Annotated in this window: 16 protein-coding genes and 1 pseudogene; 7 read left to right on the top strand and 10 right to left on the bottom strand. The window is 67.5% G+C overall.

Features of this window, described 5'->3' with window-relative positions:
- Position 1: 1 nt before the first annotated feature.
- Positions 2-811 carry an SDR family NAD(P)-dependent oxidoreductase gene (locus tag MRAB57_RS17225; protein WP_077088427.1) on the bottom strand — a complete coding sequence of 270 codons (810 nt, stop codon included), beginning with the start codon at positions 809-811 and terminating at the stop codon, positions 2-4.
- Positions 812-905: 94 nt separating this feature from the next.
- Between MRAB57_RS17225 and MRAB57_RS17220 the strand changes: the two genes are divergently transcribed.
- Positions 906-1,895, top strand: coding sequence for an NAD-dependent epimerase/dehydratase family protein (locus tag MRAB57_RS17220; RefSeq protein WP_077088426.1), 990 nt, complete (start codon positions 906-908; stop codon positions 1,893-1,895).
- A 5-nt stretch (positions 1,896-1,900) separates the two neighbouring features.
- Complete coding sequence (locus MRAB57_RS17215; protein ID WP_077088425.1) at positions 1,901-2,476, top strand: TetR/AcrR family transcriptional regulator; 576 nt, start codon at positions 1,901-1,903, stop codon at positions 2,474-2,476.
- A 1-nt stretch (position 2,477) separates the two neighbouring features.
- On the opposite strand, the gene MRAB57_RS17210 is transcribed toward MRAB57_RS17215, so the two are convergent.
- A complete protein-coding gene (locus tag MRAB57_RS17210) occupies positions 2,478-3,218 on the bottom strand; it encodes an ANTAR domain-containing protein (protein ID WP_077088424.1) in 741 nt (246 codons plus the stop codon).
- 355 nt (positions 3,219-3,573) lie between these two features.
- Between MRAB57_RS17210 and MRAB57_RS17205 the strand changes: the two genes are divergently transcribed.
- Positions 3,574-3,990: a hypothetical protein gene (locus tag MRAB57_RS17205; protein WP_077088423.1), complete on the top strand. Its 417-nt coding sequence runs from the start codon at positions 3,574-3,576 to the stop codon at positions 3,988-3,990.
- A gap of 6 nt (positions 3,991-3,996) precedes the next feature.
- Here MRAB57_RS17205 and MRAB57_RS17200 read toward each other — a convergent pair whose 3' ends face one another.
- From MRAB57_RS17200 to MRAB57_RS17190, 3 genes are all read right to left on the bottom strand, one after another.
- Positions 3,997-4,641, bottom strand: coding sequence for a DUF1345 domain-containing protein (locus tag MRAB57_RS17200; RefSeq protein WP_077088422.1), 645 nt, complete (start codon positions 4,639-4,641; stop codon positions 3,997-3,999).
- Between the two features lie 83 nt (positions 4,642-4,724).
- On the bottom strand, positions 4,725-5,234 hold the full coding sequence (locus MRAB57_RS17195; RefSeq protein ID WP_483869920.1) for an Rv2253 family sensor-like surface protein: 510 nt from the start codon (positions 5,232-5,234) through the stop codon (positions 4,725-4,727).
- Positions 5,235-5,243: 9 nt separating this feature from the next.
- Positions 5,244-5,780, bottom strand: coding sequence for an NUDIX domain-containing protein (locus MRAB57_RS17190; protein ID WP_077090652.1), 537 nt, complete (start codon positions 5,778-5,780; stop codon positions 5,244-5,246).
- Between the two features lie 211 nt (positions 5,781-5,991).
- On the opposite strand from MRAB57_RS17190, the gene MRAB57_RS17185 reads away from it, so the two are divergent.
- Positions 5,992-7,725, top strand: coding sequence for an NAD-binding protein (locus tag MRAB57_RS17185; protein WP_077090651.1), 1,734 nt, complete (start codon positions 5,992-5,994; stop codon positions 7,723-7,725).
- On the opposite strand, the gene MRAB57_RS17180 is transcribed toward MRAB57_RS17185, so the two are convergent.
- Positions 7,722-8,600 (bottom strand): LLM class flavin-dependent oxidoreductase, encoded by an 879-nt coding sequence (locus tag MRAB57_RS17180; protein ID WP_077088421.1) that lies wholly within the window; start codon positions 8,598-8,600, stop codon positions 7,722-7,724. The genes MRAB57_RS17185 and MRAB57_RS17180 overlap by 4 nt on opposite strands.
- A 69-nt stretch (positions 8,601-8,669) precedes the next feature.
- Between MRAB57_RS17180 and MRAB57_RS17175 the strand changes: the two genes are divergently transcribed.
- Both MRAB57_RS17175 and MRAB57_RS17170 read left to right on the top strand, forming a co-directional pair.
- Positions 8,670-9,083, top strand: coding sequence for a VOC family protein (locus MRAB57_RS17175; protein WP_077090650.1), 414 nt, complete (start codon positions 8,670-8,672; stop codon positions 9,081-9,083).
- Positions 9,084-9,092: 9 nt separating this feature from the next.
- Entirely contained in the window at positions 9,093-9,479 is a 387-nt protein-coding gene (locus tag MRAB57_RS17170; protein ID WP_077088420.1) for a VOC family protein, read from the top strand.
- On the opposite strand, the gene MRAB57_RS17165 is transcribed toward MRAB57_RS17170, so the two are convergent.
- From MRAB57_RS17165 to cysD, 3 genes and pseudogenes are all read right to left on the bottom strand, one after another.
- Positions 9,476-9,961 (bottom strand): Rrf2 family transcriptional regulator, encoded by a 486-nt coding sequence (locus MRAB57_RS17165; protein WP_077090649.1) that lies wholly within the window; start codon positions 9,959-9,961, stop codon positions 9,476-9,478. The genes MRAB57_RS17170 and MRAB57_RS17165 overlap by 4 nt on opposite strands.
- A gap of 51 nt (positions 9,962-10,012) precedes the next feature.
- Entirely contained in the window at positions 10,013-11,857 is a 1,845-nt protein-coding gene (gene cysC / locus MRAB57_RS17160) for an adenylyl-sulfate kinase (protein ID WP_077088419.1), read from the bottom strand.
- Positions 11,857-12,848: pseudogene (gene cysD, locus MRAB57_RS17155) on the bottom strand (sulfate adenylyltransferase subunit CysD). Before cysD ends, cysC begins: the two are co-directional and overlap by 1 nt.
- Here cysD and MRAB57_RS28615 point away from each other — a divergent pair.
- A complete protein-coding gene (locus MRAB57_RS28615; protein ID WP_157900621.1) occupies positions 12,823-12,984 on the top strand; it encodes a hypothetical protein in 162 nt (53 codons plus the stop codon). The pseudogene cysD and the gene MRAB57_RS28615 sit on opposite strands and share 26 nt — an antisense overlap.
- On the opposite strand, the gene MRAB57_RS17150 is transcribed toward MRAB57_RS28615, so the two are convergent.
- Positions 12,981-13,472, bottom strand: coding sequence for a beta-class carbonic anhydrase (locus tag MRAB57_RS17150; RefSeq protein ID WP_077088417.1), 492 nt, complete (start codon positions 13,470-13,472; stop codon positions 12,981-12,983). The two genes, MRAB57_RS28615 and MRAB57_RS17150, sit on opposite strands and share 4 nt — an antisense overlap.
- Positions 13,473-13,513 lie beyond the last annotated feature (41 nt).

Genomic DNA, 13,513 nt, shown 5'->3' with positions numbered 1-13,513 from the left:
ATTAACTTGTCGGGCCGAGCGCGTAGGCGCCGGTCTCCGGGTGGTGATACCAGCCGCTGGCGGCATGCGTGCCGCCGTCGACGTGGATCGTCTGGCCGGTGATGTAGCTGGACATGTCGGAGGCGAGGAACACCGCCGCCCCCGCCATCTCGTCGACATGGCCCGCGCGGCCCATCGGCACGGTGAAGCCCATCCGCTGCTGCGCTCCCGGCGGCGCGATCTGCTCAAGACCTTCGGTCCAGGTGATATCCGGGGCCAGCGCGTTGACCCGGATGCCGTGCGGGGCCAGCTCGAGCGCGGCGGTCTTCGTGTAGTTGATGACGCCCGCCTTGGCCGCCGCGTAGGTCGCGTAACCGGGCGCGGCGCGCACGCCCTCGATCGACGTGACGCTGATGACGCTGCCCGGCAGCTTCTGCTCGACCAACACACGGGCCACCCGCTGCGTGCACAGGTAGACGTGGCGCAGGTTCGACTTGTACAGCGCGTCCCAGCCGTTCTCGGTGGTCTCGAGCACCCCCGACCAGAACACCCCGCCGGCGTTGTTGACCAGGATCGTCACCGGCCCGAGCTCCGCCACGGTCTGCGCCAGCGCGGCGTCCACCGCGGCGCTGTCCCGCACGTCGACCGGAATACCGAGAGCACCGATCTCGTCGGCGGCGGCGGTGCAGGTCTCGGGGTTGCGCTCCCAGATCGCGACCCGCGCGCCGAAGGCCGTCAGCCCCGCCGCGATGCCGCGGCCGATGCCCGAACCGGCACCGGTGACGACGGCGACGCGATCGGTCAGGAGCACGCTGGAGGGATCGATGGTCATGGAGGTTGACTATAGAACAATCCCACTTCACGGTTTACAGTTCTGACTAAATATGTTCGATATGTAACTCACAGCCAGCCTGAGGGAGGCCGCGATGGCCAGCACGATCTTCGTCACCGGCGCGACCGGCCAGACCGGTGGCAACGTCTGCGAGCAGCTGATCGAGCGCGGCGACCAGGTCCGCGCGCTGGTCCGCAACCCCGACGAGGCCGGTGTCCTGGCCGGGATCGGCGTCGAGTTGGTCAAGGGCGACATCAGCGACGCCGACGACGTGCGCAACGCCGCCAAGGGCGCCGAGGCCGCGATCCACTGCGCGGCGCTGCTGGGCGGCGCGAGCCAGGACCTGGAGGACTTCAAGGCCGTCAACATGGTCGGCACCACGAACGTCCTGGACGCGGCGAAGGCCCACGGCATGCGGCGGGTGGTCGCCCTGAGCACCGCCACCTTCCTCGACCTGGGCACCGGCCTCGACTTCGAAGAGGCGCCCGTGCTGAAGAACCCGCCGCAAGACCCCTACACCGTCACCAAGCTCGCCGCCTTCCTGGAGGCGCACAAGCGCGCGGCCGCGGGCGACGACGTGCTGACCTGTCACCCCGGCGCGATCTACGGGCCGGGTCTGGTCGTCCAGCGCGCGTTGCACCGCACCAGCTTCAATCGGGTGCTGCTGGCGGGCATGCGGGGAAAGATCAAGCGCTACTTGGCTTTTCCGGTCACATGGGTCGCCGGGGCGGATGTCGCGAAGGGCTCGATCGCCGCGCTGGACGACGGGGTGGCCGGTGAGCGGTACCTGCTGATCGGACGGCCCGAGGACACCTTCAGCACCGCCGGCGGCATCAACCGCGCCTGCGAGGTCGCTGGAATCGACCACCGTGTCGAGGATCTCGACTACCGTTCCGACCCCGAGGCGTTGACCGCCGAATTCGGGCCGACGCTGATGGCCATCGCGAAAGCCATGGCCCATAGCGAGCGCAAACCCAGGTCCAAAGACAACCTGACCACCCGACGCCTGGGGTATGCGCCGATGTCGTTCGACGACGGACTGCGGCTGCTGATTTCGTGGCTGCGCGGTCTGGGCAAGCTGTAGGGGCCGTGACCGTGTCGATCGCCGAATCACGCGGCTCGGATCACGGAGACCTGGCCGATCGAATCCTGGACGCCGCCCAGCGCCTGATGTTTCGAACTGGTGCCCGCAAGATGTCGCTGTCGGACGTGGCGTCGCTGGCCGGGGTATCACGCCCGACGATCTACCGGTACTTCGCGTCCAAGGAAGACCTGATCGACGCGATGGGAAAGCGCGTGCGGCGGCGCTTCGGTGTGGCGATGGACGAGGCCATGGCCGGAGTCGTCGGCGTCGCACGATTGGAGGCCGCGATCGACGTCGTCGCGAGGTTCGTCGAGGCTCAGCCGCCGGGGCGCCTGCTCGACATCGAGCCCGCCTTCGCGCACGACCAAATGGCCGCGGTACTACCGATGCTCGTCGACGGCCTGGTGGCCATCCTGCAGCGCTGCGCCAGCGAGGGCGGCCTGCCCGATGGCGCGAATCCACGCGCCCTTGCCGGCGCGATCGCGCGAACGGCGATGAGCCACTACATCTTTCCGGACCGAGACGGCGCCGCCGCGCGCCGCGAGATCCGAACGGCCGCAGGCGTTTACGGCCGCACGTAGCTCAGTCGGGGCGCAGCGGGTGGTCGATGTCGACCAGCTGGCGGGCGATCTCCTCGAGGCGGGTGTTGGTGTCCTGCGACAGCCTGGCCAGCAGCTGGAACGCGCCAGCGGCGTCGATGTTGAATCGCTCCATCAACATGCCCTTGGCCTGGCCAATCGTGTCGCGCGTCTCGATGGCGCGCCGCAGTTGCTCGATCTCGTCCTGCATCGCCCGCTGGCGTTGGGCGCTGCGCGCATCCTCCACGGCGTGCAGGGCCTCGCAGATGTGCAGCAGTTCGGCGGGAGACCAATGGTCGCGCCCGTTGCGCGCCAACTCGGCCAGCACCTGCCTGCTTTCCGAGATCTCTTCGACGCGGTGCGCCGCGCCGATCAACTCGCCGTGATCGATCAACGGGGTATTGGTGGGGCTCCACACCTTGGGCAGGAATTGGTCTGGGGCGGCCGGATCGCGGATGTCGTAGCGCTGAATCCGCATGTTGTGTACCTGGCCGCTGCGCATCGCGGTTTCCAGGGATGCCGCGAGGTTGGCGGTGCCGTTGGCCAGCGGATCGTTGGGATTGTCGGGGAACGCGTCGAAGAGGTATTCCCCGCGCAGTTCGTCGCCGTCCCGCAGCGTGGCCTGCTCGTATGCACTGCTGAAGCCGCGGATCCGCAGGTCGCGGTCGAGGATCAACAAGGCCACACCCGACGACTCTGGGGCGATCTGTCGGGCGACCTCATCGAATCGATTGTTCTCACGCATCGACAAATAAATACCCCCAGATAGAGGGGTCCAACCGCGTCGTATTAGTGACACGTGTCAAGTTGGGCCCCGGCCCCGGGGCCGATAAATGCGATGGGCGACCAACCCGTCCATGACGAACTTCCGTGCGCTCGAACCCTTTTCGACCAGCGCCACCGCCGGGTCGTCGGTACAGTCGCTAATCCGTTGCCGCGGAGCTAGTCTCAGCCACGGCGGCCCGTCCATAGGTGTTTCATATTTGTTTCTCCGCGGATAGGAATCGCCTATGAACGCGGCTTCGATACCCTCGTGCGTCTACCGCTTCGCAGTACTCTTCGATCACGTTCCCCTAGCGGCAGGAGAAGGGCGAAACATCATGCGGATCAACACATTCATGGCGGCCGCGGTCATTGCCGGCGCGGGACTGTGCGTGTCAGCACCAGTGGCGCGCGCCGCCGACGAAACCAAGATGAACGGCGTCTATACCTACGTCGACGAGGACGGCGTCACCGGGACGTGGATCATCAACACCACGTGCACGCCCGGCTGCGTCGCCCACGTCGGAACCTCGCTCGACAGCGGGTTCGATGCCCAACTGGTCAACGGCCGCTACACCGTCACCCGCACGGTGCCCGAGGGCGCGGTATGCCCGGACAACAGCAGCCACCCGGTCACCGTCAACCAATCGTGGGATCCGGCGACGCTCATTGGAGAAGTGGACTTCCTGGAAACCTCAGCGCCCTGCGGCCTTGCCGATCCGCACGACTACTTCAGCCTGACGCGGATCGGCTAGCCGGTATCAGACGTGCGCGCCGAGTCCGGCGATCAAATTGATCGTCACGGCCAGCACCACCGCGCCCAGCAGGTACGACAGCAGCGCGTGCCGCAGCACCGTCGCCCTGATCGACGTCACCCCGATCTCGGTGTCTGACACCTGATACGTCATGCCGACCGTGAAGGCCAGATAAGCGAAGTCGCGAAAGCGCGGCGGCTCGGGGTCGTGGAAATCGATGCCGCCCGGATCGTCGACGTAGTAGAGCCGCGCGTAGTGGACGGTGAACAACGTGTGGACGGCGAACCAGGACGCCGCGACCGTCAGGATGCCGATAAGCGCGGCGTGGATGGCGTGCGCGCCCGACCGCGACCCGGCGGCCACCACGTAGCCCACCCCGATCAGGCTTGCGATGCTGGCCGACACGATGACCACGTCGGCCACCCAACGGGTGGGATCCTCCCTGGTCGCATACCTACAGGTCTGCTGGGCGTCCATCCCGCCCACGATGAGCCACGTCCACCCCACATAGACCACCGCGCTGGTGATCCAGCCGGCGAGCGAGAATCGCCAGCCGACGGTGTTGCCCACCGCGACGGCGACGGCGACTCCAAGGACCACGGCAACCGCTATCCGCACCGCGGCGGTTTCGCGAAACACCTGAAGCTTCACAACCCCGACCTAAGCACTGACACCCGCCGTCCGTCGACATCCGTGACGACCGTGTCGGATCCGACGTCACTCGCCCGGGGGGATCACCCGGCCGCGAACGCGGCCACCGGCATCTCCACGGATCCCTGACAGGGGCCGCCGCTGATGTCGGTGTGCCAGGTACCGCGCAGCGACCCGTCGGCTTGCGGGGCGTAGAACGCCCACGACTTCGCCGGCGCCCAGACCTTCGGAATGCCTTCTCCCATATAGCAATCCCATTGGAAGTCGAAGTGCTCGACCCATCTGGTCCCATCCCAGACGTAGTGCGACGGCTGCGGCAGGGTCGGGTTCTTGGGCGTGGGCCCGTTGGTTGCCGTGGCGACGCATTGGGCCGCCGAACACGACGTGACGAAGACGTAGTCGGCGCTGAACGTGGGTTCTGATTGGCGGGCGGCCACGCTGGTGCCCGTCTTGTTCACGGCGTAGCGCACCAGCGAGTATTTCCCGTTCCACGACGGCATCGTCGCGTGCACCGCAATGGCGGGCACGGCAACGAACGCGATCGCGCCGAGCGCCGCGGCCGCCCGGGTGCCGGCCCTCGGTCGTGAACGCACCGTGTGAATTTACCGCCCGCGCAGCAGGAATAGGCCGTACGCGGCGATCGACTGCGCGTCGACGATCACTCCCGAGCGGATCATCTGCTCGACGTCGTCGCGGGAGAACCACGCGCTGCGCATGTCCTGCTCTTCGTGTTCGAGGTCGGCCTCCCCTTCGGTGATCCCGGTGGCCAGGAAGACCCAGCCGAGTTGGCTGGTCATCCCGGGGGCGACGTCGACCTGACCGAGCACCTCGAACGACTCCGCGCGTAGCCCGGTTTCTTCGCGGAGTTCGCGCGCGGCCAGCTCGGCCGGTTCGATGTCCGCGTGGTCGGGCGCGGCGCCCTGGGGAAACTCCCACCGCCGCGCGCCCACGGGATACCGGAACTGTTCGACCAACCGGAAACGCTGCCCGTCGTAGGGCATCACGAGCGCGTAGTGCGGCTTGTCCACCACGGAGTAGATGCCGGGGCTGCCGTCCGGACGCCGGATATCGTCCTCACGCAGCACCAGCCATGGGTTTCGATAGATCTCGCGGGACGCTACGCGTTCAATGAAGGGCACCTCGCCAGTATTGCCGCCGCCGTTACGCCCGGCCACGCCAGGTTACGGTGTCGTGTCGAACCCGTTGTGCCACAAGGCAAGCAGAGCCGCACCTGGCCGGCGCCCGGGGAGCCCCGTCTTCCCGGGATGCGACTCCGCTTGCGGGACACGGCCGTTGATTGGCAGTGACAGCGGTTCGCAAGGGTGGCACGATCTGGGTATGCACCAGGGCATGCACCGCCACATCATCGTCAGCGGCGACGACGCGCTGGCGACGACGATCGCCGCGGAGCTGCAGAATGCCGGTGCCACCGTCGTCAAGCTCGTCGACGACAACGTCGCCGACACCAAGTACGACCTCGCCGAGGCCGGGATCGCCCGCGCGGCCGCCGTGGTGTGTGCGGGCGACGATGACGCGATCAATCTCGAAATCGCCTTGCTGGCAAGGAAAGCCAACCCGGGCGTGCGTGTGGTGGCGCGGCTGGCCAACGATGTACTGCGCGAGGCGGTCGCCGACGACAACGGTCCCGGCGCGATCCTCGACGTCGCCGAGCTGGCCGCGCCATCGGTGGTCGAGGCCGCGCTGGCCCGCACGTCGCACCCCTTCGAGGCGGCCGGCATCAAGTTCATGGTGACCGGCGGTGAGGCCCCGTACGACGCCTCGCTGCGCGAGATCTACGCCGACCTGGCGCCGGTGGCGGTGATCCACGGCAAGGACTCGCCGACGCCGGGACTACTGGAAACCTGCCCGGGCCGCGACCTGACGGTGCGCGCCGGTGACTGGACGGCGATGATCGGCACCGCCGAAGAGCTGGCGGCGCGCGGCATCAGGCCGCCGCGGGCCAGCACGACGCGGGTGCGCCAGCGCCGGCTGCGGCGCGCCTTCGACGTCGCGCGGGGCCTGCGCAACGACGTCAACCCGATGTTCATGCGTGCGGTGATCGCGGTGCTGACCGTGCTGATCGGCTCAACGGTGTTGTTGCGCTTCTGCTATCAGCCGCACGCAAGGATGACGTGGGTCGACGCGCTGTACTTCAGCACCGAGACGATCGCGACGGTCGGCTATGGCGACTTCAGCTTCCTGTCGCAGCCCACCTGGCTGCGGCTGTTCAGCATCATGCTGATGTTCGCCGGCCTGACCACCACCGCGGTGCTGGTGGCGTTCATCGCCGATGTGCTGATCTCGCGCCGCTTCGTGCACACGGCGGGCCGCCGGCGCGCGCGCCACCTGCGCAACCACGTCGTCGTCGTCGGGCTGGGCTCGTTCGGCAGCCGCGTCGTCGCCGACCTGACCGCCGACGGTTACGACGTCGTCGTCATCGAGCAAGACGAGAACAACCGCTACCTGTCGACCGCGGCCGAGCTCGAGGTGCCGGTGATCTTCGGCGACGCGACGCTGCGCCAGACCCTGGAGGCGGCCCGCGTCGACCACGCGCGGGCCGTGGCGGTGCTGACCCACGACGACATGGTCAACATCGAGGTCGGCATCGTGCTCCGCGAGATGCTGGGTCCCCGGGTGATGCCGAAGGTCGTCCGGCCCGACGTCCCGATCGTGCTGCGCATCTACGACCGGACGCTGGGTGGCGCGGTGGCCGAGCGGTTCGGCTTCGACACCGTGCGCTCGACCGTCGAGCTGGCCGCGCCGTGGTTCATCGGCGCCGCGATGGGCCTGCAGGTGCTCGGCACGTTCTCGGTCGGCCAGCGCTACTTCATGGTCGGCGGCATGCACGTGGAAGCCGGTAGCGAGCTCGACGGGCTGCGGATGTTCGAGATGTCCACGCAGACCCGCGTCATCGCGATCACCCGGGCCGACGCGCCCGTCCAGCTGCACCCGCGCCGCGACGCCCGGCTGCGGGCCGGCGACACCGTCTACCTCGTCGGCCCCTATCGCGAGCTGGTGGCGACGCTGCAAAAGGGGCTGCCGCCGCAGCAGCCCGACGTCGGGCGCGACCGGCTGCCGGCCTAGAGCCGGGCGGCCACGTCGGCGGCGCGGCGAACCTGGTCGACGTCCGAGCTGGTCGGGATGAGCTGCACCTCGTCGGTGCCGATCTCCTCGAACCGCCGCAGCACCGCCAGCAGCTCGTCCTCGCTGCCGGCCCACCCGGTGGTCGGGGCCATCGCGTCGACGTACTCGGCCGGGATCCAGTTCATGTAGCGCAGCAGGTGGCGATGCACCTGGGCGCGGGCCTGGTCCGGGGCGCCGAACGCAAACCAGAACGACGTCGTCAGATGCGGTTTCGGCTTGCCCGCCTGCGCCCACGCCTCCCGCGCCACGTCGAACAGCTCGTTCTGCTTGGCGACGTCCAAATCGAGCGTGGTGCCGGCCAGCCCGTCGGCCCAGGCGGCCGCGCTGCGCAGCGTCTTGGGCCCGATCGTCCCGACGAACAGCGGCGGACCGCCGGGCTGGACCGGCGCGGGCCCGGTCGGCAGCACCGACTCGGTGATCTTCTCGCCGGCCCACACCCGCTTCATCACCGCGACGCTGTCGGCCATGCCCCGGATGGTCTGCGTCGACGGGTCGGCGCCCACGGCGTGGTAGTCCTCGATCCGGCCGCCCACGCCGACACCGACGGTCAGCCGGCCCCCGCTGAGCAGGTCACCGGTCGCCAGCCCCTTCGCCAGCAGCACCGGGTCGTGCAGCTGCGGCACGATCACCGTGGTCAGCAGCCGGACCCGCGTCGTCCAGGCGGCAAGCGCCCCCAGCAGCGTCAGGCTGTCCGGATTCGAGAACGTGATCCGCTCGCCCCAGCACAGCGACGAGAACGGTCCCTCGTCGGTGGCCCGGGCCCAACTCTCCAACACCGTGGCATCCAACTCCGGTTCCATCACCGGCATGGTCATCGCTATCCGCACGACGGCGATTCTGGCACGTCCTCAACATGGGATGCCTCCAGTGGCACCATGGGTTGGATGGCAGTAACGAGTTCGTCGATCGCCCACGTCCGCCTCACCGTGACCGACATCGAGAGATCACGGCAGTTCTACGAGAGCGTGTTCGATTGGCCGGTGCTGCTGGAAGTGCCCGAGAACGCCGACGAAGCCACCCGCAACCAGTACAGCTTCCTGTTCGGGGGCGTCATCTACGACCTGGGCGGCACGCTGCTGGGGCTGCGGCCGGTCGCGGCCGACAGCTTCCACGAGGATCGCTGCGGCCTGGACCACATCGCGTTCCGGCTCACCAGTTTGGCCGAATTAGAATCTGCCGCAGCACATCTCGACGACATCGGGATAACCCATGAGCCGGTCAAAGACATCGGGCCGTCCTACATCCTGGAATTTCGCGACCCCGACAACATCGCCCTGGAACTGACGGCACCGAAGTAACGTAGAACCATGGCCATCAGCTTCAACCACACCATCGTCGCCGCACGCGACAAGCAGAAGTCCGCGGAGTTTCTCGCCGACCTGTTCGGCCTGCCGAGCCCGAAGCCGTTCGGGCACTTCATGGTTGTCGCGCTCGAGCACGGCGTCAATCTCGACTTCGCCGATGCCCCCGAGGGCGAGGAGATTCGGCGGCAGCACTATGCGTTCCTAGTCTCCGAAGAGGATTTCGACGCCATCTACGGCAAGATCCAGGCACGCGGCCTGCAGCATTGGGCCGATCCCGGTCAGCGCAGGCCCGGGGAGATCAACGAAAAGCACGGCGGCCGCGGGGTCTACTTCCCCGATCCCGCCGGGCATGCGATGGAGATCCTCACCCGCCCCTACGGGTCGGCCTAGTCGCCGCCGCGCGGCGCCCCGTGCCGGGTGTGTTCCTGGTCGCGGTAGTCGTCGGCGAACTTCGCCACGTGCTTGGGCAGGCCGCCGGACGCGACATCGGCCACGGTGGTCTCCTCCAGCACCGAGCGCATGCTGGCCCGCAGCGCGCGCCAGACGTCGGTGAGCGCCGCCGTCGCGCCCGAATAGGGCAGGTCACCCAGCCCGATGTCGCGAACGCTGGCCAGCGGACCGTCGATGCAACGCAGCACGTCGGCGATGCTGATCTCGCTGCCCGGGCGTGCCAGCTCGTAGCCGCCGTCGCGCCCGCGATGGCTGCGGACCAGGCGATCGGTGCGCAGGTTGGTCAGGATGTCGACCAGAAACTGCGGCGGGATGCCCTGTGCGGCGGCCAGGTCATCGGTCTTGACCAGCACGCCCTCGTCGACGGTCGCGAGCTGGACCATGGCCCGCACCGCGTATTCCGCCTTGGCTGACATGCGCACGGACTCAGATTGTGCCATCCGGCCGGATGGCACAGGCGCCGTGGCGCCGCGTTAGGGCCGCAACTCCAGCAGGTCGATCACGCTTTGCGCCATTTCGTCGAGCGAATGCTCCGGGATGAGCCGCAGGTCCGGCTTCTTCGGCCGCTCGTACGGGCTGTCGACTCCGGTGAAGTGCGTGATCTCGCCCGCGCGCGCCTTGGCATACAGGCCCTTGGGATCACGCTTCTCGCATTCCTCGATCGGGGTGTCGCAGAAAACCTCGACGAAGTCGAAGCCGGCGTCGGCGTGGACCTTGCGGGCCATCGCGCGGTGCTCGGCCAGCGGACTGATCGCCGGCACCAAAACGACCTGTCCGGAATCGGCCAGCAGTGTGGCCACATGCGCCAGGCGGCGCAGGTTTTCGGCCCGGTCGGCCATGGAAAAGCCCAAGTCGGCATTCAGGCCATGGCGCAGGTTGTCGCCATCGAGAACATAAGCGGGAACGCCCTTTTCGAGCAGCTTCTTCTCAACCAGCACGGCCACCGACGACTTGCCCGCGCCCGAAAGGCCAGTGAGCCACACGGTCCTGCCCCGGGCCGCCCGGTCCTCGGCGGTCACCAATGACTTGTGCCGCACGGTATTCGGGCTGGCGGTCTGCGTCGACACGTCGCGCAGCACCATGCCCGCCGCCACCGTGCCGTTGGTATTCGGGTCGATCAGGATGAACGAGCCGGTGCTCGCATTGCGCGTGTACTCGTCGAGCAGCAACGGCACCTGGCTGCGCAGCGAAATACGGCCCAGCTCATTGAGTTTCAGCGCCGACGCCGTCTTGTCGCGGTGCAGCGTGTTGACGTCCAGCCGATAGTCCAGCGCAGTCACCTTGGCCCGGGTGGTCCGGGTGGTGTGCTTGATGACGTAGTCACGACCCGGCTCCAGCGCCGCGCCGTCGGCCATCCAGCACACGGTCGCGTCGAATTCCTGCGCGACCCTGGGCTGGTTGTTGGTGCGGGCGATCAGGTCGCCGCGCGAGATGTCGATCTCATCGGCCAGGCTCACCGAGACGGCCATCGGCGGAAACGCTTCCTCCACAGGGCCATTGGGGCCATCGATTGCGGCGATGGTGGTGGTCTTGCCGATCGGCAGCACCACTACCTCGTCGCCGGGGCGCATCACACCGCTGGCCACCGTGCCGGCGTAGCTGCGGTGGTCCTGGTGCTCACGGGTGTGCGGACGGATCACGTATTGCACCGGGAACCGCACGTCGACCAGGTTGCGGTCACCGGCGATGTACACCTCTTCGAGGTGCGACAGCAACGCCGGCCCCTCGTACCACGGCGCCGCGTCGGACTTGGTCACGACGTTGTCGCCGTGCAGCGCGGACAGCGGGATGGTGGCGACGTCCTGTACGTCCAGGCGCGCGGCGAAGGCGTGGAACTCGTCGCGGATCGCCTCGAATTTCTCTCTGTCCCAGTCGATTAGATCCATCTTGTTGACCGCCAGCACGATGTGCTGGATGCCCAGCAGCGACGCCAGGAAGGCGTGCCGGCGCGACTGCTCGAGCAGGCCGTGGCGCGCGTCGACCAACACGATCACCAGTTGGGCCGTCGACGCACCGGTCACCATGTTGCGGGTGTACTGGATGTGTCCCGGGGTGTCGGCGATGATGAATTTCCGCTTGGGAGTGGCGAAGTAGCGGTAGGCCACATCGATGGTGATGCCCTGTTCACGCTCGGCCCGCAGGCCGTCGGTGACCAGCGCGAGGTCGGTGTACTCGTGCCCGCGCTCCTCCGAGGCCTTTTCGACCGAGGCCCACTGGTCCTCCATCACGGCCTTGGAGTCGTAGAGCAGCCGACCGATCAGGGTGGACTTGCCGTCATCGACCGAGCCGGCGGTCGCCAGCCTCAACAACGTCGTCATCAGAAGTAGCCCTGTCGCTTGCGGTCTTCCATCCCAGCCTCCGAGATGCGGTCGTCAGCCCTGGTCGCGCCACGCTCCGTCAACCGTGACACCGCAGTCTCCGCAATGACCTCCGACACGCTGGCAGCCCCCGATTCCACACATCCTGTGCAGGTGACGTCGCCGACGGTGCGGAAGCGCACCGTCTTCTCCTCCACCCGCTCGTCGGCGCGCGGCTGCAGGTGCCGGTGCACGGCCAGCAGCATCCCGTCGCGCTCGAACACCTTGCGCCGGTGCGCGTAATAGATCGACGGCAGCTTGATCTTCTCGGCGCCGACGTAGGACCAGATGTCGAACTCGGTCCAGTTGGACAGCGGGAACACTCGGATGTGCTCGCCCTTGTGGTGGCGCCCGTTGTAAATGTTCCACAGCTCGGGCCGCTGGACCTTGGGGTCCCACTGCCCGAATTCGTCGCGGAAGCTGAACACCCGCTCCTTGGCGCGGGCCTTCTCCTCGTCGCGGCGCGCCCCGCCGAACGCGGCGTCGAACTTGTTCTCCCGGATGGCGCGCAACAGGGTGACGGTCTGGATCGGGTTGCGCGACGGGATCGTCTCGACGACCCGGCCCGCGTCGATGTCTTCCTGCACCGAGGCCACCACCAGGCGAACGCCGGACTCCGCGACGAGTTCGTCGCGGGCCGCGATCACCTCGTCGAAGTTGTGGCCGGTGTCGACGTGCATCACCGGGAACGGCAGCCGTCCCGGCGCGAACGCCTTGAGCGCCAAGTGCAGCATGACGATGGAGTCCTTGCCGCCGGAAAACAGCAGCACGGGCCGCTCGAACTCGGCGGCGACCTCCCGGATGATGTGGATCGCTTCGGCTTCTAGCGATCTCAGATGGCTCAACTCGTACTGCCCGGCGGCGGGGCCAGCCGTAACGTCGCTGGTCATGGCGTCCTTGTCGTAAACCCGATAAAGTTGGTAGATTTGACCATCTTTATGGTCATTGCCATCTATGGAACCAGCCCGCGTCGACGGTGTCAATGGTCTCGTGACTGGGCGTGCGCAGTGACCAACTGCGAGGCGGAGATCGTCGACCCCGACGGCCGGCTGGTCGCCAAGGCCCTCGGGATGTACAAGCTGGGCTAGAGCGTGACCTCGTCGAGCTTGCCGCTGGCGACGTCGAAGACGAACCCGCGCAGCGACACATGCTTGGTGACGAAGGGATCGTTTTCGATGCGGCGCAGCGACTGCCGGACATCCTCGGCCAGATCCGGGAAGGCCTCGGCCGCCCAGGCCGGCTTGACCCCGGTCTCGTCCTGAATGCTGCGCTTGAAGTCGTCGTCGGTGAAGGTCAGCATGCCGCAGTCGGTGTGGTGGATGAGGATGATCTCCTGCGTTCCCAACAACCGCTGGCTGATGGCCAGTGACCGGATGGCGTCGTCCGTCACGACCCCGCCGGCGTTGCGGATGACGTGGGCCTCGCCTTCGTGCAGGCCGAGGATGCGGTAGACGTCGAGCCGGGCGTCCATGCACGCCAGCACCGCGACGTGTTTGCCCGGCGGCAGGGGCAGTGGCCCCTCGAAGTTGTTTGCGTATTCGGCATTGTTCGCCAACAAATCTTCGGTAGCCGTCATCCGCTGCAGCCTAACGATCGGCCATCCGGAAGTCACTGGTC

Source organism: Mycobacterium rhizamassiliense (genome assembly GCF_900157375.1).
GTDB classification, from domain to species: domain Bacteria; phylum Actinomycetota; class Actinomycetes; order Mycobacteriales; family Mycobacteriaceae; genus Mycobacterium; species Mycobacterium rhizamassiliense.
Note: the sequence above shows the minus strand (reverse complement) of the source record. Positions and strands in the feature narration are given on the sequence as shown.

Excerpts from the sequence above, each read along its gene's own strand:
- MRAB57_RS17225 (WP_077088427.1), bottom strand. The coding sequence starts at position 811 with ATGACCATCGATCCCTCCAGCGTGCTCCTGACCGATCGCGTCGCCGTC.
- MRAB57_RS17220 (WP_077088426.1), top strand. The coding sequence starts at position 906 with ATGGCCAGCACGATCTTCGTCACCGGCGCGACCGGCCAGACCGGTGGC.
- MRAB57_RS17210 (WP_077088424.1), bottom strand. The coding sequence starts at position 3,218 with ATGCGTGAGAACAATCGATTCGATGAGGTCGCCCGACAGATCGCCCCA.
- MRAB57_RS17205 (WP_077088423.1), top strand. The coding sequence starts at position 3,574 with ATGCGGATCAACACATTCATGGCGGCCGCGGTCATTGCCGGCGCGGGA.
- MRAB57_RS17185 (WP_077090651.1), top strand. The coding sequence starts at position 5,992 with ATGCACCGCCACATCATCGTCAGCGGCGACGACGCGCTGGCGACGACG.
- MRAB57_RS17180 (WP_077088421.1), bottom strand. The coding sequence starts at position 8,600 with ATGACCATGCCGGTGATGGAACCGGAGTTGGATGCCACGGTGTTGGAG.
- MRAB57_RS17175 (WP_077090650.1), top strand. The coding sequence starts at position 8,670 with ATGGCAGTAACGAGTTCGTCGATCGCCCACGTCCGCCTCACCGTGACC.
- MRAB57_RS17170 (WP_077088420.1), top strand. The coding sequence starts at position 9,093 with ATGGCCATCAGCTTCAACCACACCATCGTCGCCGCACGCGACAAGCAG.
- cysC (WP_077088419.1), bottom strand. The coding sequence starts at position 11,857 with ATGACGACGTTGTTGAGGCTGGCGACCGCCGGCTCGGTCGATGACGGC.
- MRAB57_RS17150 (WP_077088417.1), bottom strand. The coding sequence starts at position 13,472 with ATGACGGCTACCGAAGATTTGTTGGCGAACAATGCCGAATACGCAAAC.